The 13,736-nt window shown below is 69.0% G+C and carries 12 protein-coding genes; 5 read left to right on the top strand and 7 right to left on the bottom strand.

Annotation, left to right across the window (positions count from 1 at the left end; translation table 11 throughout):
• The first annotated feature begins 29 nt into the window (after positions 1–29).
• From HII28_RS03625 to HII28_RS03635, 3 genes are all read left to right on the top strand, one after another.
• Positions 30–1,481 carry an MFS transporter gene (locus HII28_RS03625; RefSeq protein ID WP_170024161.1) on the top strand — a complete coding sequence of 484 codons (1,452 nt, stop codon included), beginning with the start codon at positions 30–32 and terminating at the stop codon, positions 1,479–1,481.
• Positions 1,481–3,076 carry an FAD-dependent oxidoreductase gene (locus HII28_RS03630; protein ID WP_170024162.1) on the top strand — a complete coding sequence of 532 codons (1,596 nt, stop codon included), beginning with the start codon at positions 1,481–1,483 and terminating at the stop codon, positions 3,074–3,076. The genes HII28_RS03625 and HII28_RS03630 overlap by 1 nt, the downstream gene beginning before the upstream one ends.
• Positions 3,077–3,199: 123 nt before the next feature.
• Entirely contained in the window at positions 3,200–5,236 is a 2,037-nt protein-coding gene (locus tag HII28_RS03635; RefSeq protein WP_240977479.1) for a molybdopterin oxidoreductase family protein, read from the top strand.
• Between the two features lie 229 nt (positions 5,237–5,465).
• Here HII28_RS03635 and HII28_RS03640 read toward each other — a convergent pair whose 3' ends face one another.
• The 4 genes from HII28_RS03640 to rpsP are packed head-to-tail and all read right to left on the bottom strand — an operon-like array spanning position 5,466 to position 7,569.
• Positions 5,466–6,218: a phosphotransferase gene (locus HII28_RS03640; RefSeq protein ID WP_205864553.1), complete on the bottom strand. Its 753-nt coding sequence runs from the start codon at positions 6,216–6,218 to the stop codon at positions 5,466–5,468.
• Positions 6,219–6,246: 28 nt separating this feature from the next.
• Entirely contained in the window at positions 6,247–6,957 is a 711-nt protein-coding gene (gene rimM, locus HII28_RS03645) for a ribosome maturation factor RimM (RefSeq protein WP_170024165.1), read from the bottom strand.
• Positions 6,923–7,150 (bottom strand): RNA-binding protein, encoded by a 228-nt coding sequence (locus HII28_RS03650; RefSeq protein ID WP_170024166.1) that lies wholly within the window; start codon positions 7,148–7,150, stop codon positions 6,923–6,925. The genes rimM and HII28_RS03650 overlap by 35 nt, the downstream gene beginning before the upstream one ends.
• Positions 7,151–7,155: 5 nt before the next feature.
• Positions 7,156–7,569, bottom strand: a complete 414-nt coding sequence (gene rpsP, locus HII28_RS03655; protein ID WP_170024167.1) for a 30S ribosomal protein S16 — start codon at positions 7,567–7,569, stop codon at positions 7,156–7,158.
• 294 nt (positions 7,570–7,863) lie between these two features.
• Here rpsP and HII28_RS03660 point away from each other — a divergent pair, with 294 nt between their 5' ends.
• Complete coding sequence (locus HII28_RS03660) at positions 7,864–8,997, top strand: glutamate--cysteine ligase (protein WP_170024168.1); 1,134 nt, start codon at positions 7,864–7,866, stop codon at positions 8,995–8,997.
• 97 nt (positions 8,998–9,094) lie between these two features.
• Here the strand turns inward: HII28_RS03660 and ffh are convergent, their stop codons facing one another.
• The 3 genes from ffh to ftsY form a co-directional block, all read right to left on the bottom strand.
• Positions 9,095–10,657, bottom strand: coding sequence for a signal recognition particle protein (gene ffh, locus HII28_RS03665; protein WP_170024169.1), 1,563 nt, complete (start codon positions 10,655–10,657; stop codon positions 9,095–9,097).
• Positions 10,658–10,767: 110 nt separating this feature from the next.
• A complete protein-coding gene (locus HII28_RS03670; RefSeq protein WP_170024170.1) occupies positions 10,768–11,271 on the bottom strand; it encodes a DUF2004 domain-containing protein in 504 nt (167 codons plus the stop codon).
• A gap of 38 nt (positions 11,272–11,309) precedes the next feature.
• Positions 11,310–12,182: a signal recognition particle-docking protein FtsY gene (gene ftsY, locus HII28_RS03675; RefSeq protein ID WP_170024171.1), complete on the bottom strand. Its 873-nt coding sequence runs from the start codon at positions 12,180–12,182 to the stop codon at positions 11,310–11,312.
• A 153-nt stretch (positions 12,183–12,335) separates the two neighbouring features.
• Here ftsY and HII28_RS03680 point away from each other — a divergent pair, with 153 nt between their 5' ends.
• Positions 12,336–13,697 carry an FAD-binding protein gene (locus tag HII28_RS03680; protein WP_170024172.1) on the top strand — a complete coding sequence of 454 codons (1,362 nt, stop codon included), beginning with the start codon at positions 12,336–12,338 and terminating at the stop codon, positions 13,695–13,697.
• The last annotated feature ends 39 nt before the right edge of the window (positions 13,698–13,736 follow it).

Raw genomic sequence — 13,736 nt, forward strand, 5'->3', positions numbered from 1 at the left:
GACGCGACAGCGCACAGCTGGAGGATGACATGACGGAAACCCTCGACGCCGCTCCATCCGCGAATCCGACGCAGCCTCTATCCAGCACGGCCGACGCGACGGCGGCCCGGCACACCGCCGCGATCGGCGCGTCGCTCACGCAGCGATCCGGCCGCTGGATCGATGGCTGGAATCCCGAGGATGCCATCCAGTGGGCCGCGCAGGGCCGGGCCATCGCCCGCCGCAATCTCGGCTGGTCGATCTTCGCCGAGTTCCTCGGATTCGTGGTCTGGCAGCTCTGGTCCATCGTCGTCGTGCTGCTTCCCGGAGCGGGATTCCACCTCAGCACGAGCGAGAGCTTCTGGCTCATCTCACTGCCCAGCCTCGTCGGGGCGACCCTGCGCATCCCGTACTCGTTCATGGTGCCGTTGTTCGGAGGGCGCAACTGGACCATCGTGTCGGCGGCACTTCTGCTCGTGCCGACGATCGGGCTCGCCCTCGCCGTCGGCAACCCTGCTACGCCCTTCTGGGTCCTCCTGACCGTCGCGGGTCTCGCCGGATTCGGCGGCGGCAACTTCGCCAGCTCCATGTCGAACATCACGTTCTTCTTCCCACAGCGTGAGAAGGGATGGGCGCTCGGCCTGAACGCGGCCGGCGGCAACCTCGGCGCCGCCGTCGCCCAGCTCGCGGTTCCGGTCGTCGTCGCGCTGACGGCGGGTGCCGGTCTCGGCCTCGGTATCGCCGGATGGATGTGGGTGCCTCTGATCGTCGTGGCCATGGTCGGCGCATGGAGGGGCATGAACAACCTGGCAAACGCGAAGACGGACTTCGCAGCATCCGCCTCCGCCATCAGAGAGCCGCACCTGTGGCTGCTCGCACTGCTGTACATCGGCACCTTCGGGTCGTTCATCGGCTTCGCTGGAGTGTTCCCGAAGCTCATCGCCGACCAGTTCCCGGCCTTCGCGACGATCCCGATCGGACCGGCGGCGATCTCTCTGGCGTTCCTCGGTGCCCTGGTCGGATCGCTCGCACGCCCGTACGGCGGACGCCTCGCCGACCGGTTCGGCGGCGCGGCGATCGCGGCGCTGTCCTTCGCCGCCATGGGCGTTGTCGCGTTGGCCGTCGTGCTCGCACTGCCGATCGGGTCTTTCTGGCTCTTCCTCGCCTTCTTCCTAGTGCTGTTCGTGGCCAGCGGCATCGGCAACGGTGCGACGTACCGCATGATCCCGACGATCTTCTTGGTCGCCAGCGGCGCATCCGGCCCTGACGACCGAGCTGCGCAGGACGCCCAGCGCCGGTCCGCCGCGGCGCTCGGCATCATCTCGGCGATCGGCGCGTACGGCGGATTCCTCATCCCTCAGGTGCTGAACCTCTCGTTCACCGCAACCGGCGGCTACGAGTCCGCCTTCCTCTGGTTCGTCGCCTGCTATGCGGTGCTCTTCGTGGTGACGCTCGCGGTGTACCTCAAGCCGCGCGGTCGGCTCGCCGGACACCGCATCTGATGCACGTTCTCATCGTGGGCGCCGGTCCGGTGGGCGCGCGGCTGGCAGAAGGCCTCCTGCCGGCCGTGCGGTCCGGCGTCGTCGAGGTCACCCTCGTCGGCGCCGAACCGGTTCCCGCGTACAACAGGGTGCTCGTGGCGGAACACGCCGTCGGCGGCATGAGCCTCGACGAGATGCTCGTGCACGACGTCGACGAGCTCGCGGATGCCGGTGCCGGCGTGCGCCTCGGCACCAGAGTCGTCTGTGTGGATCGAGACCGTCGCGCGGCGACCCTCGATGACGGATCCGTGGTCGCCTACGACCGGATCGTGTTCGCCACCGGCGCCAGGGCGAACATCCCCACCCTCGACGGAGTGCCGCGCACGGCTCGGGACGCCGCATCGCTGCGCCGAACCGACGCAGCCGCGACGGGCCTCGACGACCGCCTCCCCCGCGGCGTCACTGTCCTCAGGGACCTCGAGGATGCCGCCCGGGTCGCCGCCGCCGTTCAGGCCAGGCAGCGGGTCGTCGTGCTGGGCGCAGGCGTGCTCGGTCTGGAGCTCGCCCTCCTGCTCGCCGGAGCCGGGTGCGAGGTCGTCGTCGTCCACCACGGCCCCACCCCGATGCCGCGGAATCTCGACCGCGGGGCCGGACTCACGCTGGCCAGCTCCCTGCGGAACGCGGGCGTCGGCGTCGTGGCGCACTCCAGGGCAGAGGCCGTCGCGATGCGCCGCGACCCCGACACCGGCGAACCGCACTTCGATGCGCTCGTGACCGCGGACGGCAAGCACGTTCACGGAGCCTTGCTCGTACTCTCCTGCGGAGTGGGGGCGCGGAGCGAACTGGCGACGGCTGCTGACCTGCCCGTCGAGGCGGGAATCCTCGTGGACCGCACGATGACGTCGTGGACGGATCCGTCGGTGCACGCGATCGGCGACTGCGCGCACGTGGCCGATCCACCCGTGGACGCGCGCACGTGGCTCGAGGCCGGCGGGCGCGCGGGAGGCGGACCGAGCGGCCTCATCGGGCCGGGCTGGCAGCAGGCGGACTGGCTGGCAGCGAGGTTGACGGCCGAGGCATCCGGAATTCCGTTCGCGCTCGAACCACCGGACGAGCGCGCCGCGATCGTCATGCTCAAGGGCGAGAGCGTGGACTGCGTCGCCGTCGGCGACGTGACGCCGGAGCCGTGGGACCTGCTGGACGACGGCCGTCGAGTGGCGCAGTGGGCTGATCCCGAGCACGGCGGATACGTCAAGACCGTGACGAGAGCCGGCGTCCTCACCGGATTCGCGGCCGTCGGCATGCCGCGAACGGCCGCCGAGCTCACCCTCCTGTTCGAGCGTGGAGCCGAGCTGCCCGCCGACCGATCACTCGTGCTGAGGTTCGATGGCGTCGACCACGATCCCGCGGCCGAATCGTCGGCGATCACCCCTGACACCACGATCTGCTGGTGCAACGGCGTGAGCGCCGGCCGCATCGGCGAGGCGATCTCGTGCGGCGCAGCGACCGTGGCCGAGGTGGGCGGGGCGACCCGCGCGGGCACCGGGTGCGGTGGCTGCCGGGAACGTATCCAGGGCATCCTCGATGATCGCTCGCGCGCGGTCGTCGAAGTGTGAGACGAGAGAGAGACCATGACCATCGCCGACGCGACGCCCGTCGCATCCGACCGAAGCACTCCGCCCGAAGCCGACGGGCAGGGCATCGCGACCCACTGCCCGTATTGTGCGCTGCAGTGCGCGATGACCCTCACCCGGCCGGTGCAGCGCCTCGACGGTGCTCCGCTTCTCGACGTCGCTGGACGATCCTTCCCGACGAACCGTGGCGGTCTCTGCAAGAAGGGCTGGACGTCGCCCGTCGTGCTCGACGCTCCCGGACGTCTCACCGCACCTCTCGTCAGAGGTCCGGACGGCGAGTTCGTGGAGACGTCGTGGGAGGACGCTCTCGACCTGGTCGCGCACAGGATCCGCGACGCACAGGCGGCCGGAGGCCCGGACGCCGTCGGGGTGTTCGGCGGAGGCGGACTCACGAACGAGAAGGCCTACCAGCTCGGCAAGTTCGCTCGCGCAGCACTGCGCACGTCCCGCATCGACTACAACGGTCGGTTCTGCATGTCATCCGCGGCGGCCGCGGCGAACCGTGCGTTCGGCCTCGACCGTGGTCTGCCGTTCCCGGTGACGGATCTCGACGCAGCGCGCACGGTCCTCATCCTCGGATCCAACATGGCCGACACCATGCCTCCCCTGCTCGGGCACCTGGAAGGCGCACGTTCGAAAGGCGGCCTCATCGTGGTCGATCCGCGACGGTCGTCGACGGCCCGGCTCACCGAGGACGGAGCAGGGATGCACCTCGCCCCGGCGCCAGGGACGGATCTGGCTCTCCTCCTCGGCCTCGCCCACCTCGCGATCGCCGAACACCTCGTGGACGACGACTACGTCGGCTCCCGGACGACCGGCTTCGCCGCCTTTCGCCGCAGCGTCGTCGAGTGGTGGCCGGACCGCACGCAGTCCGTGACGGGTGTGCCGGCAGAGCGCCTTCGACAAGTGGTGCGTCGACTTGCGGAGGGCGAGGCGTACATCCTCACCGGCCGTGGCGTCGAGCAACACGCAGACGGCACCGACACGGCGACCGCTGCCATCAACCTCGCGCTGCTGCTCGGCCTGCCAGGCACGACGGGATCCGGCTACGGCACCATGACGGGTCAGGGGAACGGTCAGGGCGGCCGCGAACACGGTCAGAAGGCCGATCAGCTCCCCGGATACCGCTCGATCACCGACCCCTCGGCACGCGACCACGTCGCGGGCGTGTGGGGCGTCGAGCCGCAGTCCATTCCGGGGCCCGGCATCCCTGCAGTGCAGCTCCTGGAGACCGCGGGATCGGCGGCCGGCGTGCGGTGCCTGCTCATCCACGGCTCGAACCCGGTGGTCTCCGCGCCGAACGTCGAAGCGGTGCGCGCGGCGTTCGACCGCCTCGACACGCTCGTGGTCTGCGATTTCGTGATGAGCGAAACCGCGGCACGAGCGGATGTCGTGCTCCCCGTGACCCAGTGGGCCGAGGAGGACGGCACGATGACGAATCTCGAGGGCAGGGTCCTGCGTCGGCGTCGTGCCATCGATCCGCCGGGTGAGGCGCACAGCGAGCTGTGGATCCTCGCCGAGCTCGCCGGCCGGATCGCACCCGGCGTGCGATTCGACGACGATGCCGAGACCGTGTTCGACGAGCTCGGGCGGGCATCCGCCGGCGGAAGGGCCGACTATTCCGGGATCGACTACGGCATGCTCGACGGCGAGGAACCCGTGCACTGGCCGTATCCAGCGGGCGGAAGCTCGACGCCGAGACCCTTCGACCAGCGCTTCGCACATCCGGACGGCCGCGCACGCTTCGTGTCGGTGCGACGACGTCCGAATCCCGAGGCGCCGCGCGGATCCGAACAGCTGTGGCTGGTCACCGGACGGCTCCTCGAGCACTACCAGTCCGGCGCGCAGACCCGCCGCGTCGCCGAACTCGTCGCCGCCAGACCCCGGCTGGAGCTCGTGCTGCATCCTGCCGCGGCGGAGGCTCGCGGCCTCGCGGACGGTGATGTCGCGCTCATCGCGAACGACCGCGGACGCGTCACCGCGCCGGTCACGCTGGATGCCGGCATCCGCATGGACACGGTGTTCCTGCCGTTCCACTTCGCGGATGCCGACAGCGCGAACCTGCTCACGAGCGACGCCGTCGACCCCGTCTCATCAATGCCCGAGTTCAAGACCGCTGTCGTCACGGTGACCCGCGCCTGACCTGAACTGGCGACCACGCGTCTCGGCGAGGGAGCGCCCATCGTCCCGAGACGCCAGAAGCGCGTGCCCAGACCCGGGCCGGCCGTATTCAGGACATGCGGCGAGATGTCCCTGGTACGTCGACACGTGACCGGATGTCCTGAAATCGGCCGCTGCAAACGGACGGATCCGATGCACGGCTCAGCCAGGTCGACGGATGCCCGACCCCCGGCGCTTCAGACCAGCGACGTCAGACCAGCGACTTCAGCACATCGACCTCGGCGCCCGGCATGAACGCGTCGAATCCGTTCTCCAGCAACCACCGGATCGCGAGCAGGCATCTCACCGCCCACCATGCGCGGATGGCATCCACGTCGACGTCGACGTCGGCGCCGTAGCCGGCCACTACGTCGGCGAGTCGCTCCTCGTGGCCCAGCGTGAGCGTGGCGAGATCGAACAGGGCGTCGCCCGTGCCCGCCTCCGACCAGTCGATCACGCCGGTGACCCGGTCACCGTCGACGAAGACGTGTTCGACCTGGAAGTCGCCGTGCATGAACACCGGCTGCGAGGGCCGAAGCGCCGCATCGGCCATCCGACGGCCTCCTGAGACCAGCTCGGCCGGCAGGATTCCGCCAGCGGTCAGCGCCTCGCACTCGGCGTCCAGGCGCGATGCGACGTCGATCAGGCTCCGACCCTGCCATGGCGGCAGTGGCGCCTCGTGCAGCGCACGCGCGGCGGCGCCCGCCGCGGCCCACGCTGCAGGTGAGGCGACGGACGGCGCGCCGAGGTGGCCGAGCGGCTCTCCGCCGACGGCGGCCATCGCCAGCACCGGCGGGGTTCGCCAGAGGATGGTCGGTGTCGGGATCGGTGCGAGACGCATCGCCGCGACCTCACGGTCGCTCATGCTCTGGTCGGAATCGACCTTGAGAAACGTGTCGCCGACACGCAGGGTCGCGCGCTCGGAGTGCGCGACGACGACGGAGACTGTGTCCACGACGGCCATCCTCGCAGGACGCCGCCGTGGCGGGTGCTCAGTCGGCCGATTCGTCCGAATGTGCCGAGGCTGCGGCCTCGTCGGGCTCAGCGGATGTCGCCGACACGTCCAGCGGCTCGCTTGCGGAATCGTCGGTGACGTCGTCGTCGTCATCCGTCTCGGGGATCTCCTCGAAAAGCCCGGTCGGCGGGGTGACGGTGACGGTGCCGGCCTTCACGTCGACCTCGGGCACGATGGCCGAGACGAACGGCACGAGAACCTCACCCGATCCCGTCTTCACGGCCAGCAGATCCTGCGCGGGAAGGTGGTCGACGCGGGCGATGGTGCCGACCTCGACGCCGTCGCGCAGCACGCGCAGGCCGACGAGCTGGTGGTCGTACCAGGCATCCTCTTCGACGGAGTCGTCCTGATCCACCCAAAGGATGGCCTTGACCAGCGTCTCCGCCTCAGTGCGGTCGCCGACGCCCTCGAAGAAGCCGACCGCGTGCCCGTTGTACCAGCGCAGCTCCGCCAGAGTGAGGGTCTTGCCGTGCCACTTCGATCCCGAAGGGACCTGGAGCGAGAACTCGGCACCTGGCACGAATCGGTGCTCAGGATCGTCCGTGAAGAGTTCGAGCTTGATGGCGCCCTTGAGACCGTGCGCCTTGGTCAGTCTGCCGACGCGAAGCTGCTGCTTCGGCTGATTCGGCTCCGATCGCGTCCCGCTCACCGCGTCAGTCGATGAGATCGACGCGGACGCGCTTGCCATCGGCCAGCGCGCTGACGACGGTGCGCAGGGCCTTCGCCGTGCGGCCGGATCGTCCGATGACCCGGCCGAGGTCCTCGGGGTTCACACGAACCTCGAGGACCTCGCCGCGCGGAGATTCCTTCGCCACGACGTGGACATCGTCGGGATGATCGACGATGCCCTCGACCAGATGTTGCAGAGCAGGTGCGAGCAAGGTGATTACGCCTCGGTCGTCTCGTCGGCGGACGCGTCAGCCTCCGGCTCGGCCTTGGGGGCCGGCTTCTCGGACTTCGGCTTGAGCACCGGCTTCTTCTTCTCGTCGGCGACGAACGCGACCTTGGCCTCGGGCGCCTTCACGGTGCTGACGGCGTTCTTGTCGCCCTTGAAGGTTCCCCAGTCGCCCGTGAGCTTGAGGATGGCGAGCACCTGCTCGGTCGGCTGGGCGCCGACGCCGAGCCAGTACTGCGCGCGGTCCGAGTCGACCTCGATGAACGAGGGGTTCTCGGTGGGGTGGTACTTGCCGATCTCTTCGATGACACGACCGTCGCGCTTGGTGCGCGAGTCGGCGACGACGATGCGGTAGTAGGGGGCGCGGATCTTTCCGAGCCGCTTGAGGCGGATCTTGACAGCCACAATTCTCCAGGTGAGTTTGAAATGTTTCGCGCGAACTGACTGCCGAGGGCGTGGGGCACACGCGGCAGGAGGTCTGATGGAGAGCCGCAGCACGGTCTGATAGAGGGTCGTCCCGTGCGGACTCGACCCACCATTCTTGCAGATTCGGCCCTCGAACGATAATCCGTCCGCGCGGGGAGCCTGTCTCCTACCGTGATTCGCTTCGGCACCGCAAGCGATGGCGTCGAGCGCCGATCACGGTCATGATGGGCGCAGGCGCGGCCGCATCGCGGTCGAAGACGGTGAGGGGGACCGATGCGCATCGATTTCGCAGCATCTGATCGCTCGACGATCGGCATCGAGTGGGAGCTGGCGCTGGTGGATCGGGACACCGGCGACCTCGTTCAGATCGCCGACCAGGTGCTGCCGCTGCTCGGTCCTGGCGACGGCAGCGAGCATCCGCAGATCACACACGAACTGCTCCTGAACACCATCGAGCTCGTCAGCGGCGTGCACAGGAGCGTCCCGGATGCCGTGGCCGACCTCGAGGAGCTCCTCGCCCGGGTGCGCGCCGCGACCGACCCGCTCGGAGTCGAGCTGATGTGTGCCGGCACCCATCCCTTCGCCCAGTGGTTCGATCAGAAGGCGACGCCGTCGGAGCGCTACGAGCACCTGCTAGAACGCACGCAGTGGTGGGGCCGCCAGATGCTCATCTGGGGCGTTCACGTGCATGTGGGCATCGAGGACCGCGACAAGGCGCTGCCCATCTTGAACGGACTGCTCACGTTCTCTCCGCACCTGCAGGCGCTCAGCGCGTCGAGCCCGTTCTGGGCAGGTGTCGCGACGGGATACGCCTCCAACCGCGCCCTCATGTTCCAGCAGCTGCCCACCGCCGGTCTCCCGTGGCGGCTCGAGCGGTGGGCGGACTACGAGGACTACGTGCAGGACCTGATCACCACCGACGTGATCCGGGACTACAGCGAGGTGCGCTGGGACATCCGTCCGTCTCCCCGCTGGGGCACCGTCGAGATGCGCGCGTGCGACGGCGTGTCGACGGCCACCGAGCTCGGCGCGCTGGCGGCGCTCATCCACTGCCTGGTCGAGCGGATGTCCAGCCAGCTCGACCGTGGAGAGCAGCCCCTTGCCCTCCAGCCGTGGTTCGTGCGCGAGAACAAGTGGCGCGCGGCGAGGTACGGCATCGACGCGGACATCATCCTCGATCCCGGCGGCGCTCAGGGAGCCGTGGCTGACGGCCTGCACGAACTCGTCACGGAGCTCGCTCCGACGGCCGAGCGCCTCGGCTGCTCGGCCGAACTCGACGACGTGCGAACCATCCTCGGCAAGGGGGTCAGCTACCAGCGGCAGCTCGCCGTCGCGGAAGCGAACGGCGGCAGCCTTCCCGCAGTCGTCTCCTCCCTCACGAAGGAGCTGCGGAGCGGGCTCGGCTGATCGCTCGGAGGTGCTTCGACGGATACTCAGCGAGGAAGCGCGTCGAAGGGCGCTTCGCTCGCTCAGCGAACCAGCGGGAGGCCGCGAGCGAGCGTGATCAGCGGCGGCCGAAGAGCTTCTGCACCGCGGCGAGGTCTTCGCCGCTCGGTGCCTTCTGGCCACCGAGCCCGAAGCCCGATCCGCCGGAGGTCTCCGCACCTGTCGACGGCTTGACACCGGATGCCAGCGCCGCGTTCTCCGCCGCGCGCTTGGCCGGGTTGCCCGACCGCGACGACTTGCCCTTCTTCTGCTGGAGCTTGCGTCCGCCGTAGCCCGCACCGGGGATCGGTCCCATGCCCGGCACGTTCGGAACGCCGCCCTTGGCGACGGTCTTCATCACCTTCGAGGCCTGATCGAAGCGTTGCACGAGCTGGTTGACATCCGTGACGGTCATGCCGGAGCCCCTCGCGATGCGGAGCCGACGGGACCCGTTCAACAGCTTCGGATTGTGTCGCTCCGATGGCGTCATCGACTGGATGATCGCCTCGGTGCGCACGATCTCCTTCTCGTCGAACTGGTCGAGCTGCTGACGCATCTGGCCAGCGCCGGGCAGCATGCCGATCATCTTCTTGATCGAGCCCATGTTGCGCAGCTGCTGCATCTGCTTCAGGAAGTCGTCGAGCGTGAAGCTGTCGGTCGCGAACTTCTCGGCGACCTTGCGGGCTTCCTCCTCGTCGAAGGCCTCCTGCGCCTGCTCGATCAGGGTGAGAACGTCACCCAGGTCGAGGATGCGGCTCGCCATACGATCCGGGTAGAACGGCTCGAAGTCGTCGAGACCCTCACCCGTCGACGCGTACATGATCGGCCTGCCGGTCACGGAGGCGATCGACAGGGCGGCACCGCCTCGCGCGTCGCCGTCGAGCTTCGAGAGCACGACGCCCGTGAAGTCGACACCCTCCTGGAAGGCGCGCGCCGTGTTGACCGCGTCCTGACCGATCATCGCGTCGATGACGAACAGCACCTCGTCGGGGTTCGTCGCCTTGCGGATGTCCGACGCCTGCTTCATGAGCTCGGCATCGATGCCGAGCCGGCCGGCGGTGTCGATGATGACGACGTCGTACTGCTGACGCTCGGCCTGCTTGACGGCATCCTTCGCCACTCGCACGGGATCGCCGACGCCGTTGCCGGCCTCGGGCGCGAACACCGGGACTCCGGCCTGCTCTCCGACGATCTGGAGCTGGTTCACCGCGTTGGGACGCTGCAGGTCCGCCGCCACCAGCATGGGCGTGTGGCCGTCCTTCTTCAGCCACTTGGCGAGCTTTCCGGCCAGCGTCGTCTTGCCTGCGCCCTGGAGGCCGGCGAGCATGATGACCGTCGGCGGGTTCTTCGCGAACTCGAGCCGACGCTGCTCGCCGCCGAGGATGGCTATCAGCTCCTCGTTGACGATCTGCACAACCTGCTGCGCCGGATTCAGCGCCTGGTTGACCTCATCGCTGAGGGCGCGCTCGCGCACCGTCGCGGTGAACTGCTTGACGACGTCGAGCGAGACGTCCGCTTCGAGCAGCGCGCGACGGATCTCGCGGACGGTGCCGTCGACATCCGAAGCGGAGAGCTTGCCCTTGGTGCGGAGGTTCCTGAAGGTCTCTGTGAGACGGTCGGAGAGAGTGCCGAAGGTAGCCATGGTGGGTCAATCGTAATGCGCGCTGGAGCTTGAAAGCGGAGGCCACCCCTGGCCTCCGCCGCGACGCCAGCGCCGTTGGCCGTCTCGGCCGTCGGTTTGCCAGCGGATTCTCAGGTCTGCCCGTCGTCGACCGCGACCACGTCGCCGCGGTCGTCGAAGCTCACCTGGAGCACGGCATCCGTCTCGTCCGGATCGATCGAATAGGTGAAGACGGCGAACGCGTCGTCGTCTTCCGTGTGGTCGGGATGCAGCGCCACCTGCAGCAGCTGCAGTGAGCGCAGCACGTCCATCGCGATGTCGCCCGAGTTGTGCACGAGCAGATCGAGCAGCGACTCCCCCATGTCGTCGACCCGCTGGTCGATGTACTGCGTCGTGACAGACTCGCGCTGGCTCAGCTCGGCGATGAGCGCGTCGCGAGCACGGGAGTCGAGACCCTCGAGCGAGCGGATGACGGCTGCAGCGGCATCCAGTCCGCTCTCGGCGACCGCAGCCGCGTCATCCGCGGTGAGGGTGACCTCGACGGCCTGCTCCCCCACGTCGACGGTCTCCGACCAGTACAGCCCGCCGGACGAGTCCTCGTCGACGACGCCGAAGAAATCGTGTTCGATGGCCACCGTTGCTCCCCTGTCGATGTGTGGTCGGTCGATCCGGTTCAGCCGACCAGCTGCTGGGCGAAGACGTGCGGCGTGAATCCGGTGAGATCGCCGATGCCCTCGCCCTGGCCGACGAGCTTGATCGGCAGGCCCGTGCGCTCCTGTACTGAGAGCACGAATCCGCCCTTGGCGGAGCCGTCGAGCTTGGTCAGCACGAGACCGGTGACTCCTGCGTGCTCGATGAAGGCCTGCGCCTGCGCGAGACCGTTCTGTCCCGTCGTCGCGTCGAGCACGAGGAGCACCTCGGCGATCGGCGCCTGCTTCTCGACCACGCGCTTGATCTTCGACAGCTCGTCCATCAGGCCGCCCTTGGTGTGCAGGCGGCCGGCGGTGTCGATGATCACGATCTCCGTTCCGGTGTTCTTGGCGTACTCGATGGTCTGGAATGCGACGGATGCCGGATCCTGCCGCTCCTGCTGCGGCCGCACGATCTGCGCACCCGCTCGCTCGGCCCAGGTGGCCAGCTGCTCGACCGCCGCTGCGCGGAACGTGTCGGCCGCACCGACGACGACGGATCGCTCGTAGCCGCGCAGGAACCGTGCGAACTTGCCGATCGTGGTCGTCTTGCCCACGCCGTTGACGCCGACGACCAGCACCACCGCCGGACGCTCGGAGAGATGCAGGGTGGGGTCGAAGCGGGCGAGGCGCTCTTCGATGGTCTCGCGGAGCATCCGCTGGAAGTCCTTCGGATCGGTGGTCGCGTAGCGGTCCACCTTCTCGTGCATCTCCTCGACGATGGCATCGGTGACGTCGGGGCCGAAGTCGGCAGTGATCAGTGCCGTCTCGAGGTCGTCCCACGTGCTCTCGTCGATGGTGGGTTTGACGAACATGCCGCGCAATGCGCCGGCGAGCGACCAGGAGCGTTCAGCCATGTCTCAACGATAGGGGCGATTGAGGCTCGGGGTGCGAGCTCGCTCGCGCCGCGGACCTGATCGGCCCCCTGACCCGCGCAGCCGCGACACGGGGATCAATCGGTGTGGACCCGCACCCGGGACGATGTCGGGGGTGCCGAATAGGTTCGCACCATGCAGACACCCTCCGCGCTCCATGACGTCCGCGCTCGTCTGGCCGGCGAGCTCCTTCTTCCCGACGACGACGGATACGACACGGAACGCCTCGCCTGGAACCTCGGGGTCGACCAGCGTCCGACAGCGGTGGCCGTGCCGGCGGATGTCGCCGACGTGCAGGCCGTCGTCCGTGCGGCAGCGGCGGCGGGGCTCGGCGTGCTCACCCAGCCCAACGGGCACTCCGCCGGGCTCGACCTCGACGACATCGTGCTGATCAGGCCTCGCGCGTTCGACGAGATCTCGGTCGACGTCCCTGCACGCACGGCCCGAGTCGGAGCCGGAGTGAATTGGGGTCCCGTCCTCACCCGTCTCGACGCGACGGGTCTCATCGCCCTCGCGGGCAGCAACCCCGAGGTGAACGTCGTGGCGTATTCCCTCGGCGGAGGACACTCGCTCTTCGGGCGCACATACGGCCTCCAGTCGCCTGCTGTCACGGCCGTCGAGCTCGTGGATGCGTCCGGCGAGTTCGTGCGCGTCACCGAGACGAGCGATCCCGAGCTGATGTGGGCGCTGCGCGGCGCCGGATCCCTGTTCGGCGTGGTCACGGCCATCGAGTTCTCGCTGTTCGACGGCGACGAGCTGTACGGCGGCAAGCTCACGTTCGCGCCCGCTGACGCCGCCCGACTCCTCGCGACGACGTTCGAGGTCGCGCAGTCCGAACCGACACTCGGTCTCTCGTTCGGCATCATCGCGTTCCCCGACGCACCCGTCGTGCCCGAGCCGATCCGCGGCAAGACGCTCGCGTCCGTCGACGTGCTGCACATCGGCGGCGCGGACTCCGGCGCGCCCCTCCTCGACCCGTTGCGCGCCATCGGCACGCCGATCGCCGACACGACGCAGGTGTTCGGCATCGCCTCCGTCGCCGCCATCGCGGCGGAGCCGACCGAGCCGATGGCGTACTTGGATTGGAGTGCGACGTCCAGCGGATACGACACCGGGTCGGCGGAGGGCCTCCTCGCGGCCTTCGGCGAGGCGAGCGCACGAGGCGTCACCCGCCTCGAGGTGCGGCCGTTCGGCGGCTCTCTGCTGCGCGGCGATCGCACTCGCGCGGTCGCCGCGCGCGTGGATGCTCCGTCCTACCTGGGCTCCAGCGTGATCGCTCCGAACGCCGCGGCACTCGAGGGAGCTGACGCCGCGTTCGATCCCCTGCGTGCGGCCGTGGCCACCACGCCGGCAACCGGCAATGTGCCGACGCTTCTCGATCACCACTCGACACTGGCCGACTCGTTCGACGCGGATGCCATCGCACGACTCAGCGCACTGAAGGACGCCAGGGATCCGAACGGCGTGATCCGATCCGGACGGCGCCTTCCGGCGTAGCTTCGCGGTCCGCCTGCCTCTCGTGCCGCACGGGCCGGG

Origin of the sequence: Planctomonas sp. JC2975, from assembly GCF_012985205.1 — a bacterium.
In the GTDB taxonomy this organism is placed as follows: Bacteria; Actinomycetota; Actinomycetes; order Actinomycetales; family Microbacteriaceae; genus Humibacter.

What these genes read in the sequence shown, in the direction of transcription:
- HII28_RS03630 (WP_170024162.1), top strand. Translation starts at nt 1,481, where the DNA reads ATGCACGTTCTCATCGTGGGCGCCGGTCCGGTGGGCGCGCGGCTGGCA.
- HII28_RS03635 (WP_240977479.1), top strand. Translation starts at nt 3,200, where the DNA reads ATGACCCTCACCCGGCCGGTGCAGCGCCTCGACGGTGCTCCGCTTCTC.
- rimM (WP_170024165.1), bottom strand. Translation starts at nt 6,957, where the DNA reads ATGGCAAGCGCGTCCGCGTCGATCTCATCGACTGACGCGGTGAGCGGG.
- HII28_RS03680 (WP_170024172.1), top strand. Translation starts at nt 12,336, where the DNA reads ATGCAGACACCCTCCGCGCTCCATGACGTCCGCGCTCGTCTGGCCGGC.
- HII28_RS03640 (WP_205864553.1), bottom strand. Translation starts at nt 6,218, where the DNA reads ATGGCCGTCGTGGACACAGTCTCCGTCGTCGTCGCGCACTCCGAGCGC.
- HII28_RS03660 (WP_170024168.1), top strand. Translation starts at nt 7,864, where the DNA reads ATGCGCATCGATTTCGCAGCATCTGATCGCTCGACGATCGGCATCGAG.
- HII28_RS03625 (WP_170024161.1), top strand. Translation starts at nt 30, where the DNA reads ATGACGGAAACCCTCGACGCCGCTCCATCCGCGAATCCGACGCAGCCT.
- ftsY (WP_170024171.1), bottom strand. Translation starts at nt 12,182, where the DNA reads ATGGCTGAACGCTCCTGGTCGCTCGCCGGCGCATTGCGCGGCATGTTC.
- ffh (WP_170024169.1), bottom strand. Translation starts at nt 10,657, where the DNA reads ATGGCTACCTTCGGCACTCTCTCCGACCGTCTCACAGAGACCTTCAGG.